An 11851-nucleotide genomic window follows, 5' to 3' on the forward strand; every position below is an offset into this window, starting at 1 on the left:
TGAATATCCTCAGTATATGTCAACGAGATAGATTTTCTTTCTCGGATCGCTATTTCTTCTCATTCGTCAGCGCCTCAGGGGAGTGGCATTGTTAGCGCATTAACGAATACGTGAAACGAGGCTAGCGATGAACACATTATTTGTCGGTAAAAAACTGTTAGTGGTAGGCGGCACCAGTGGTATCGGATTTGAAACTGCAAAACTAATCCTCCAGGGTGGTGGTCGAGTGGTGTTGGTTGGCAATCGTGCCGAGAAAGCGGAACGGGCTCGTCGGGCGTTGGTGGAGCTGGGTGACGTCTCCGTCATTGTGGCGGATCTGATGTCAGAAGCGGGCGTTAAGCAGGTGATGGCAACGGTGAATACTGAGCACAAAGACATCAACCTGTTGGTCAATGCCGCTGGGGTTTTCTTCCCAAAACCTTTCACTGATCATGAAGTTGAAGATTATGAGCTGTACATGAGCCTCAACCGCGCGACGTTTTTTATTACCCGCGATGTCGTGCGTAATATGGTGGCGGCTAACATCCAGGGTGCCATTGTGAATATTGGTTCGATGTGGGCACAACAAGCAATTGGCGCAACACCTTCTTCAGCGTACTCAATGGCAAAAGCAGGCCTGCATGCATTAACTAAAAATCTGGCCATCGAGCTGGGGGCGAATGGGATTCGCGTCAATGCGGTTTCGCCAGCAGTGGTGCATACACCTATCTACGAAGGATTTATCCCGAAAGAAGACATACAAGGTGTGATGAGCAGCTTTGACAGTTTCCATCCGATTGGTCGGATCGGTACGCCGTGTGATGTGGCTGAATCCGTCGCCTTCCTGTTGTCTGATAAAACGGGTTGGGTGACCGGTGCTGTCTGGGATGTGGATGGTGGTGTTATGGCCGGGCGGAATATCTGATGTAAATCCCCCGCATAGCCGCGGGGGAGCGTCGAGACATTAAGGCGCAATCGGCGTCAGATAATCCAGCCGTAGCGGTTCGGCCAGCAGATCGTTCATTTGCAGAATGAACGCCTGGAAATGTGGCAGAGCGATATGCTCGTCAAGACCGGCCTGACCGCGCCAGGATTCGCGCACGTAGAACACATCCGGCGTGTCGCGTAACTGGAACAGGGCATATTCAATATTGCCCGGCTCCCGGTGCGTGGGCAGCAGCAGAGCCTGTAGCGCCTGCTTCAGTGCATCGATTTTCCCTGGTTTGGCTTTCAGTACCGCAATAATTGAAATCACGTCAGAATCAGACATGTTAAAACCCCTCCAGCACAATCTTGCCGACCGAGCGACCGGTTTCAATTTGCGCGTGGGCTTTTTGCAGATTTGCCGCAGTGATAGCACCAAAATGCTCGCCCAGCGTGGTGCGAAGAGTGTTGTTATCGATCAGCTGCGCCACGCGGGTCAGTAACTGATGCTGCGCAATGATGTCGTGGGTGGTAAACATCGAACGGGTAAACATAAACTCCCAGTGCAGCGAAATGCTTTTGGCCTTCAGCGGACGCGCATCGAGAGTTTGCGGATCGTCAATCAGCGCCAGTTTGCCCTGCGGCGCCAGGGCAGCAATAATTTGCGAATAGTGCTGCTCGGTATTGTTCAGGCTGGCAACGTGCGTCACCTCTTTAATGCCTATCCGTGCCAGCTCTTCCGTCAACGGCTTGCTGTGATCAATCACATGATGAGCACCCGCTTCACGTACCCATTTCTGGCTCTGCGGACGTGATGCGGTGCCGATGACGGTCATTTTGGTCAGCTTACTGGCCAGTTGCGTCAGAATAGAACCGACGCCGCCAGCCGCACCAACAATCAATAACACATCATCTTCATTGCCATTTTCCTCAACGCCCAGACGGTCGAACAGCATTTCCCAGGCGGTGATGGCGGTCAGCGGCAGCGCCGCAGCGGAAGCGTTATCCAGCGTTTTTGGCTTCAGCGCGGTAATACGTTCATCAACCAGCTGAAATTCACTGTTACTGCCAGCGCGGCCCAGCGCTCCGGCGTACCAGACTTCATCGCCAGGTGCGAACAGGGTGACGGATTCACCCACGGACTTCACCACGCCAACGGCGTCCCAGCCCAGTACGCGCGGCACATCAGCGTTAAAACCTTCGCGGACCTTGGTATCCACGGGGTTGACGGAAATGGCTTTCACTTCAACCAGCAGATCGTGCCCGGTAGCAACTGGCATGGGCAGGTCAATCTCTTGTAAAAATTCAATGTTATTACCGTCGGTCGCGGCGCGGGTAATGGCGATGGCTTTCATATTCTCTCCGGTCACAGGAATCAGTTGAATAATTCGATGGTAAACCGGTAACAGAACGGGAAAAATAGCCCTATGGCGACAGGACTTATACTCGGGGAGTGAAAATGTTCCGGCTTGAAGATCTCACGTTGTTTGTCCGCGCCGCGGCGCTGAATAGTTTTAGTGATGCTGCGCGCGAAGTCGGCGTTCAGCCTGCTCAGGTCAGTTCTGCTATCAAGCGCCTGGAGTCTACGTTGGCTATCCGCTTGTTCGCCCGCTCCACGCGCAGCCTGCGCCTGACGCCAGAAGGTGAGGTCTGGTTACCCTATGCCCGCCAGATGCTGGACGTGATGCATGCCGGGCTGCAAAAAATTCAGACCCCGGAAGATGAAGTTTCAGGCACGCTGCAAATAGCCGTGCCTTCCGATCTTGGTCGTAACCTGCTGCTGCCGGTCTTTCAGTCGTTTCGACGCCGCTATCCCGCGCTGCGCCTGCGGATTTTTTTCTCCGACCAGGTAACGGATGTCTTTAAAGACCCCGTCGATGTTGCGTTTCGCTATGGCAACACCGAAGACGCGTCTTACATTGCGCTGCCCGTTGCACCGGGTAACCGACGCGTGCTGGTGGCATCACCGGAATGGGTTGAGCAAAACGGCGCGCCGCAAAAACCGGATGATTTAACACAGCTCAACGCCATGACTTTCGTATTACGCGGCCGCCTGCACGATCGCTGGACGTTTACGCGCAACGGCGAGGTCAGTAGTGTGCAGGTTAACGGCACCATTATGAGCGACGATGCGGAAGTGATCCGACGCCTGGCGATTGCCGGAGAAGGTGTGGCGTACAAGTCGTGGCTGGATGTCAGCGAGGATGTGCGTGACGGTCGATTACAACTGCTGATGCCGGATTATCAGGGAGAGAAAGTTCCGCTGAATATGATTTGCCCGCATCGGAAGCAGCTTTCAACGGCGGTTCGTCTGCTGCACGACGCGGTGAAGGCGCGGTGTGAAATGCTGGCGCAAAGCTAATAAGCGCTTTACGCCAGAATACTATCGTGTCGTTACTCAGTCTTTCTTCGCGGCGTTAGCGAAGAAGATATCAGACTGAATGTCTTTGGTGCGGATGGTAAACAGCTGATTTGTCAGGTCCTCTGTCAGCTTCTCAGCATCGGCCATGATGCGCAGGTTGAAGTCATTCAGCATCTTATCGGCGGCAGGTTTATCGGTTTTCGCCATCTTCAGATACTCTGCTTCGACCTCTTTTTGCTCCTTCGCTACTTTATCTTCCCACGCTTTGTAGGCTTTTTTGACGATCGGCGCGAGCTTCGGATAATCGGTCATCGTCAGCGTCTGTAACTTACGGTATTTCCAGTAAATGGATTGATCGTCCGCTTTATCGCTACCCATCGTGTAGTTTGCCGGATACGCTTTCAGGCCGCTGTAGTACGGAACAAAGGCGGTGAGGTCAGCCATGCCCAGACCAATGTAGGTCGTTTCACCAATCTCTTTTGGCAACCACGGACGGACCTGCATAACGTGCGCTTCATAGGTACGGAAAACGCTAACTGGACGCCATGGCTCTTTGCCGTTCAAACCATTGGTGTATGGGTCATGGCTGGTGCCTTCATAGTGGCTACGCAGTACGGCCTTCACATCGTCCAGCGTCATTTTCTTCTCTGGCGTCATGAAGACCGGGAATTCGCGCCCTTTGGCCATATCCTGATTTACGGAAGGATTAAACTCTTTCTGGATGGTCCATACGCGAGGGTCGTTATACGTGCGGTCACGCTCGTCATCACGGGTATAGGCTTTGGAGAAGTTGAATTTGCCATCTTTCGCCGGATCGTACAGACCTTTTTCGGTCGCAAATTGAATCAGGTTTTTTGACGCCATCATGTCCGGATTTTTAGGATCGTAATCCTGTAAGCGGCCCTGATTACCGGTGGCAAAATACTGGTTATTCGGCAGACGCTGCGCCATCCACTGGTGGCCGCTACCGGTTTCCAGGTACCAGATCTCGTTATCGTCGACGACGGCAACGCCAAAACCTTCGCCTGCGCCGACGGTCTCAACGATATGGCCCAACAGCGCCACGGCTTCACGCGCGGTTTTGCTCTGCGACAGCAGAATATCCGGGATATCGTCTTCGGTGATCCCTTTATCCTCAACGTACGGGTCGGCAGCCAGCGCTTTTGGTGAGGCAAAAATGGATTCTGTACCGCTCACGCCAACGCCCAGCTCGTTAAATCCGGTCGCGCCGTGCAGTTGGGTTTTCCAGTTTGGGACAGTGGTATAACGCAGAGAGTTTTTCGGCAGTGGCCAGGTAAAATCATTCGCACCATTATGTGCTTTGGTGCTGTATATCCCGGTTTGATTTTGCTTTGCCGGATGAATGACAAAATGCTGTGCTTTCAGGGCATCGCTGTCTGCGCTACGGGCGACCAGCATGGAGCCGTCCGCTGATGCTTCGTTGCCGACCAGCAGGGTCGTACACGCAAAACCTGATGAAACAACGGCCAAATTTATAGAAAGTGCAATCAGGCACTTTTTAAAAGTAAACATTACGTATCCCTCATATGTACGCCAAAAATACACCGGAAACACATCGTTTCCTGAAATGCGATAACGCCTGAATGCTCAGACATTGCTCGCGAGAGAGATAAACGCCCCTGCCCACGTCTTCTCCAAATACCCATCCGTAGGTTGAAGTCTTCTGAGCAAAATAAAACGCCCATTTCGCTTAATTATTACGCAACGGATATTGTGATATTCAGGATGTTTCCTGATTCGCGATGAAGAATAGCAATGGGTTATGTGTGGATTCAGTGACCCATGTCGCGTAAGTTAATGATGACAAATGTGAATTTCGTTGAGGGGCTGTACTTTTTGTTTCCGGATATGACGCTACCTTTTGCGGCAATACAGCGAGGGCACATTGGAGCTGGCAAAAATCCATGCACCTTTATACTCCTCCATGACCAGGCTCAGGCTTCGTCCGCTTTGACGATAAAATCCAGGTAATGTGTTGTTAATATCCGCTTCATCAGCGGTGTCGGCGAAGGTTTTGACGACCTGCATCGCCTGTAGCACTCGCGCATCGCGTTTTTGGGTGTAGTTAAAATAGATGTTCCTGCTGATATCTGAGGTATTACGCCCGTACAGTTTGCCGGTAATGGTGGCCAGGCCTTCACTGTTGTACATCCGAAACGATAACGTACCGGTAAAGCGATTGCTGCCAATGTTCCATTCCATGTTACCGATGCAATTCAGCGGCTTGTCGGCATAGCGTGAATACCATAGCCACCCACCTGAACCGAGCAATATCGCAAGACCGATTACGAGCAAAATAAGGTGGTGTGTTTTTTTCATTGCCCGCGCATCCAGTAATAATGAGTAGTGCAAAACGCGTTAGCATCCACCCGTGCATCTTTATCACAGACAAATGCTACGATTCTCTCTGCTTTGCTGTAGCCGGAAAGAAAAACATGTTTGTTGTTTTCACAGAGATAGGGATGTAACTGCATCAGATTGAAATAGCCTTGCTGGTCGTGTTCATTTGGTGAGTAATAGATTTTGCAATTTTGCCGCGAAGGGGTCTGCATAGAGACCGGGACAAATTTACTAAACGGCATAACAGGGCGCGTTTGATACCACACCAGCCAGATGATCAGCGTGGCAATCACGACACTGGCGCTAAATAAAACCTCAAACCAGGGTATCTGCATCGTTTGTTGTGGTGTTGAAGGAATTATCTTTGCGGGTGTGATTTCTTCAATAACCGGTGGCGGGGAAACTTCACTCTGTTGAAGCGTTATTGTCTCTACTTGCGTATTTTCATTTAATCTGAGCCCGCGTCGGGAAATAGTTTTCACCGTATCACGAGGCAACCCCACGTCTGCCAGCGCGTTACGTAGTGTCAGAATAGCCTGGTAAAATGTGTTGGTGGTGGTCACATTATTTCTTTCACCCCAACCAATAGTCATCAACGTGTTCTGGGAAACAATGTCACTTGCGTGAGTAATTAAATAGAGAAAACAGAGCGAGGCAGGGAGCTGGAGCTGAATTGCTCGCCCGGTCTGACGATTGACCAGACTTTTGCTATCAGGATTAAATTCGACCAACTGATTGATAAGGTACAATTGCCCAGCCCTCAGTAACCAAAACGAATCACAGCGTGTGTTAACGCATCTTTTAAATTTTACATCCAAATCGATAATGCGCCTCACTCTTTGTTCATGATCAAAGATAAGAATTTCATCAATTCATTAAAAATCCTTTAAATACAATGCGTTAACACTATTATTTCTTAGGTTAAAATTAACTAAGGTTAAATAATGAGAATTCATTACAGTTTTATCTGAATTATCTTTATATTTGTCCACAACATGACAAGTGTGATTCAGTTATCAGAATTACGTAATTAATAAGCAACCTTTACGCAGGTTATTTTTTAGCAAATAGTGCTTTTTTACTGTTTATCCTAGAATCTGAATTTATGCATAAAATTCCTAAGGCATCGGTTGTTATTCTGAGATAAAGCGTAAATAAGCTTAGCGCAATCGTATTACTCACAGCCTATACATATTAGTGCATCAGGAGTTTATTACATTTTATTAGTACCACTGTTATTAACTGACAAGGAACGTACTACGTGTTGGATTGACACATTTATTTACCAATGAAATATTTATGGAAAAATAACAGGAGTCATTTTTGATGAAGAGATCACCGTCACAGATTGTTCGTTGCATAAGCTGTGAATTATCCTGTCAATTATTTCCGGATGCTGCGGTTCGTGCCAGTTACTGTCACCGTGCCGCTTTTGCGATCTGGCCTGAGGGGAATGGTTTTCTGCAAAAAGGAATTATTGAAAAGCTTCTGCTTAATAATCAAAACCATTTGTCGCGTGGGTTTATTTTTGTAGACTTTTCTTTCCCGAATCTGCGGCTGTTTGCCGACCCGCAATGGGTTGACCGGCTGGCCTACAGCGGTATGCATATTGTGTTGATAGCAGACAGGAACCTGGCGCCGTTAGCCAACTACTGGTTATCAAAAAGCAATAAAATACAAGGAATTATATATTCTGATGATGATGACGACGTTCAACATCAGAAAATTAGGCGACTCTTTACTGGTCATCTCGCTAACAGCAAACGTGGACGCTCACTTAACTATACTGAAATGATATTACTGAAGCGTTTTGTGTCAGGGAAAAGTATTCAGCAAATTACCAAAATAGATAATATCGATATTAAGAAAATATATGTCTACAAGCTCAGACTTGAAGATAAGTTAGGCCATAGTATTCATCAAATATTGTCGAACATTTTATAACGTATTTTTGAGTTTTATTATTTTCACATCCTTGCGATGTGGTGGACGCTCTACGCCTGAAAGCAGGAGGCTAATATGCCAAATCCCAAATCTTATTCTCGTATTGCCATAGCGGTTTCAGCCGCATTAACCTCTATGGTATTTTCCGCTCATGCGGCATGGGTTGACGTTGATAGTCTACCCTCCAGCGGACTGGTTAGCAGTCTGCCCCCGGAATTGCAGGCAATAATTCCAGCGCAGGCAAATGCCAATTTCGCTAAAACCAGCGCCATGCCGAATTATGTTTATCAATGGAGTGCGGGCACGATTCCCGTTTATGGCAATGGATTAACGATTAATGGACCCGGCGCTGAAGCTTTTGAGCACTCTGTTACCGTTATTCAGAACAGTACAACGGGTAGTCCGGGCGTTATTTTTGGGGACGACCTGACGATCCGCACGCAGTCGAAGAATGCCGCCAATAATGGTAAAGATGTTGACGGTATCCGCACGCACGGGGCCAATACGCCGGATAACCCGGTCTTTATCATCACCGGGGATCGCACCAGCATTTATGTGGACGGTCAGGATGGTGACGGTATTAACGCCGGTTACAACTCCTATAGCCAGGGTTGGAAGGGCTCGGCCAGCATTTACGTCGGCGACGATCTGTATATTCAAACCACCGGTTCCCAGGGACGTGGTATCACGGCAAACGCGATGAAAGACGCCACGCAGGCCAAAAATACAATTGTGGTCGGCGACCGGGCACACATTGTGACGATCGGTGACAGTTCAGAAGGTCTTCGCACCGGGCAGAGCGGTTCCTCAATCCTGCTTGGCAATGACGCCACCATCGAGACTTCAGGGGCTTCTTCCACGGGGATTTATGCCGCCTCATCGTCCAAAACGGAACTGGGCAACAACGCGACGATTACGGTCAACGGCGTCAGCGCACATGCGGTTTACTCCACCAACGCGACCGTGAATCTCGGTGAAAACGCAACGATCAACGTGAACAGTTCGGCGAAAGCGGCGTCATATAGCAAAGCGCCACGCGGCCTGTATGCGACTTCACGCGGGGCGATAAACCTGGCAGGCGGTGCCGCCATTGCCATGGCTGGCGATCACAGCAACGAAAGTTATGCCATCAGCACCGAAACGGGCGGCATCGTAGACGGCTCCGCCGGCGGGCGCTTCCTCATTGACGGCGATCTTCATGCCGCTGGCGCGACTGCCGCAACCAGCAGCCTGCCGCAGCAAAGCAGTACCATTAAGCTCAACATGACCGACAACTCGTTGTGGAGCGGGGCGTCATACATCACCAGCGCCACTGCCGGGACGGGCGTTATCTCGCTGCAAATGAGCGACGCGACCTGGAACATGACCAACAGCTCAACGCTCACCGACCTGACGCTGAACGGCGGGTCAGTGGTGAACTTTGGGCATGCTGATGGCGAACCGTGGCAGACGCTTACCATCAATGAAGATTTCACCGGGAACGGCGGCAAACTGGTTTTCAATACCGTCCTGAATGACGATACCTCGGAAACCGACAAGCTGAAAGTGCTCGGCAACACCGCGGGTAATGCATTCGTGGCGGTGAATAACATTGGTGGAACCGGGGCGCAGACCATTGAAGGTATTGAGATCATCGAAGTAGCCGGTAATTCTGACGGTACTTTTGAGAAAGCGGGCCGTATTGTTGCCGGAGCGTACGACTATAACGTGGTGCAGAAAGGCAGTAACTGGTATCTGACCAGCTTTATTCCGGCTCCGCCGGATCCGGAAGAGCCGGACCCCGTCGATCCGCATGACCCTGACCCTGTTGATCCGGACCCGGTTGACCCTATTGATCCAGACCCAGTGGATCCTGTAGACCCGATTCTCCCTGAGCCGGAAGAACCCGTTGCGCCTCCTGTCACTGAGCAGCAATACCGTCCGGAAGCAGGCAGTTATCTGGCGAACAACTACGCGGCTAACACGCTGTTTATGACCCGACTGCACGATCGTCTGGGTGAAACGCAGTACGTCGATATGCTGACAGGCGAGAAGAAAGTTACCAGCCTGTGGATGCGTAACGTTGGGGCGCATACCCGTTTCAAAGACGGTAGCGGGCAGTTGAAAACCCAAAGCAACAGCTATGTGATGCAGCTAGGCGGCGACCTGGCGCAGTGGAGTAGCGACGGTCTCGACCGCTGGCACCTCGGCGCGATGGCCGGTTATGCCAACAGCCAGAACCGCACGCAGTCCAGCCTGACCGGCTACCATTCACGTGGTCAGGTCACCGGTTACAGCGTGGGGCTGTATGGCACATGGTATGCCAATGACGCCGACAAGACCGGCACCTACGTAGATACCTGGGCGCTGTACAACTGGTTTGATAACAAAGTAATGGGCCAGGAGCAGGCAGCAGAGAAATACAAATCCAGCGGGATAACTGCTTCTGTTGAAGCCGGATACAGCTTCAAACTGGGTGAAAACGAACGCAATAGCTACTGGCTGCAACCGAAAGCGCAGGTGGTATGGATGGACGTGCAAGCCGACAGCCACCGCGAAGCGAACGGTACCCGCGTGAAGGACAACACCGATGGCAACCTGATGACCCGTCTGGGGGTAAAAGCCTTTATCAATGGTCACAATGCCATCGACGACGGTAAATCTCGCGAGTTCCAGCCGTTTGTCGAAGCCAACTGGATCCACAATACGCAGACAACCAGCGTGAAAATGGACGATGTGAGCAACGACATGCGCGGCACCAAAAACATTGGCGAGCTGAAAGTCGGCGTTGAAGGTCAAATCACTCCGCGCCTCAATGTGTGGAGCAACGTGGCCCAACAGGTTGGTGACAAAGGCTACAGCGATACCCGCGGTATGTTGGGTGTGAAATATAACTTCTAATGTAATGCAGTAATGTAAAAGCCGCTGATTAACCGATCGGCGGCTTTATTTTTTTATGGGAATTGTATTTCACTGGAGAGTCGCCTGCGCGCTTCCAATCCTATTCATTCGGGCGATATCCCACAATTACCCAAAGAGCAGCTAAATTAAAATAATTAACAAAATTAAACCAATCAACATCACGGGTGCGGTGCGCTTAATGAGATCGATAGGTGAAACCCCAGCCATCCCGGCGACGACAATTGCTGCCGCCGACAGCGGAGAAGCTGTGCGTCCCAGGTAGCTTGCAAAGGCTGCGGCAGTCCCTAGATTGGTGGGATTCATACCAAACTGTGCGGCATGAGGAGTTATAGCCTCATTAAAGGCGTAGGCTGTGGCATCACCTGAGCCGATGACTACTGCCATCAAGAATGGGCCAATGGTTCCACCAAAACGGGCGGCCTGTGGAAAATCAATCAGCGCACTTTTTGCTGCATCAATCAGTCCTACAGAAGTCAGTCCCGCAACGAAAACCCCCGCGCAGATAATAATACCAAACACGTCGCTGTAGGCTTTGCCCATTCCATCAAAGAATGCGGGAATCACTTTGCCAGGATGCGTACGCGTCACCGCCAGAGTGGCTAAAACGCCCCACATCACGGCCTGTGGGACGCCCATTTTCAGCCAACTTATGCCACCAAATGCACCCAACATCAGCAACGTGATGGGGACCAGGGGCATTAACGCAGCCAGTACGTTTATTGGGCCTTCCTGAGGAACTTCCGCATCCAGGCGGGAATGATAGCCTTTGTGCTCTTTACGAAAGATGGCGGTAAGCGTCATGCCGACCATAATGATCAGGCCAAGCCACACCACGGTCATCACACGATTACCGATGATATCCATTACATCGCCGCTGACAATTTTAGCGACTAGTGCCATGTGAGGACTGCCGGGGTTTAACAGGCTGGCACCGAAGGTTCCCGCCAAAACGGACGCTGCAGCCATAACAGGATGAATACCGGCTGCCAACTGGATAGGGATCATGGTGATTCCTGCAGCGGCGGCGGCGCCCGCTGCGCTGGGCAGCGCTAGCTGTACAAATGTGGTCAGTAAGATTGTCCCCGGAATGAGGAAAAGGCCGACGTGTTTTAACGGTGCGCTCAGCAAGCGAACTAAATGACGATCGCAGCCGGTGAATTTCATCACTGTAGCAAAACCAATAGCCGATAAAATGGCCTGAATAAGTCCTTCAGAAACCATTTTCTGAGCAAAACTATTCATCGCCTCCATGGGGTCGAGGGAGATCAGACACATCAACATGCCAGAAAATAGCAGTACGGTACGCGTGTCCTGTTTTTTGATAAGCAGGATGATGGTCATGAGCAGAATGATGATGCCAACAATTAAGGTAAACATGGA

At 50.6% G+C, this 11851-nt stretch carries 10 protein-coding genes; 4 read left to right on the forward strand and 6 right to left on the reverse strand.

The annotated features are described in order from the left end of the window. Positions 1-127: 127 nt before the first annotated feature. Positions 128-904 carry an SDR family oxidoreductase gene (locus BZK41_RS16645; RefSeq protein WP_079938874.1) on the forward strand — a complete coding sequence of 259 codons (777 nt, stop codon included), beginning with the start codon at positions 128-130 and terminating at the stop codon, positions 902-904. A gap of 39 nt (positions 905-943) precedes the next feature. Here the strand turns inward: BZK41_RS16645 and BZK41_RS16650 are convergent, their stop codons facing one another. After that, on the reverse strand, positions 944-1249 hold the full coding sequence (locus tag BZK41_RS16650) for a putative quinol monooxygenase (protein WP_079938875.1): 306 nt from the start codon (positions 1247-1249) through the stop codon (positions 944-946). 1 nt (position 1250) lies between these two features. Next, a complete protein-coding gene (locus BZK41_RS16655; protein WP_079938876.1) occupies positions 1251-2258 on the reverse strand; it encodes a zinc-binding alcohol dehydrogenase family protein in 1008 nt (335 codons plus the stop codon). A gap of 104 nt (positions 2259-2362) precedes the next feature. Between BZK41_RS16655 and BZK41_RS16660 the strand changes: the two genes are divergently transcribed. Then, positions 2363-3265: a LysR family transcriptional regulator gene (locus BZK41_RS16660; protein WP_079938877.1), complete on the forward strand. Its 903-nt coding sequence runs from the start codon at positions 2363-2365 to the stop codon at positions 3263-3265. 36 nt (positions 3266-3301) lie between these two features. Here BZK41_RS16660 and BZK41_RS16665 read toward each other — a convergent pair whose 3' ends face one another. The 3 genes from BZK41_RS16665 to BZK41_RS16675 all read right to left on the reverse strand — a co-directional run bounded on the left by BZK41_RS16665 (position 3302) and on the right by BZK41_RS16675 (position 6375). After that, positions 3302-4798, reverse strand: a complete 1497-nt coding sequence (locus BZK41_RS16665) for a C69 family dipeptidase (protein WP_079938878.1) — start codon at positions 4796-4798, stop codon at positions 3302-3304. Between the two features lie 342 nt (positions 4799-5140). After that, a complete protein-coding gene (locus BZK41_RS16670; protein ID WP_079938879.1) occupies positions 5141-5605 on the reverse strand; it encodes a hypothetical protein in 465 nt (154 codons plus the stop codon). Continuing rightward, the gene (locus BZK41_RS16675) at positions 5602-6375 is read right to left on the reverse strand and encodes a transcriptional regulator (protein WP_079938880.1); all 774 of its coding nucleotides are present in this window, start codon (positions 6373-6375) and stop codon (positions 5602-5604) included. Before BZK41_RS16675 ends, BZK41_RS16670 begins: the two co-directional genes overlap by 4 nt. Positions 6376-6952: 577 nt before the next feature. Between BZK41_RS16675 and BZK41_RS16680 the strand changes: the two genes are divergently transcribed. Together BZK41_RS16680 and misL are read left to right on the forward strand one after the other, a co-directional pair. Beyond that, positions 6953-7570 (forward strand): helix-turn-helix transcriptional regulator, encoded by a 618-nt coding sequence (locus BZK41_RS16680; protein ID WP_079938881.1) that lies wholly within the window; start codon positions 6953-6955, stop codon positions 7568-7570. 75 nt (positions 7571-7645) lie between these two features. Then, complete coding sequence (gene misL, locus BZK41_RS16685; RefSeq protein WP_079938882.1) at positions 7646-10450, forward strand: intestinal colonization autotransporter adhesin MisL; 2805 nt, start codon at positions 7646-7648, stop codon at positions 10448-10450. 141 nt (positions 10451-10591) lie between these two features. On the opposite strand, the gene dcuC is transcribed toward misL, so the two are convergent. Then, positions 10592-11848: a C4-dicarboxylate transporter DcuC gene (gene dcuC, locus BZK41_RS16690; RefSeq protein WP_079938883.1), complete on the reverse strand. Its 1257-nt coding sequence runs from the start codon at positions 11846-11848 to the stop codon at positions 10592-10594. Positions 11849-11851 lie beyond the last annotated feature (3 nt).

Origin of the sequence: Citrobacter sp. A316, from assembly GCF_002042945.1 — a bacterium.
GTDB classification, from domain to species: domain Bacteria; phylum Pseudomonadota; class Gammaproteobacteria; order Enterobacterales; family Enterobacteriaceae; genus Citrobacter; species Citrobacter portucalensis.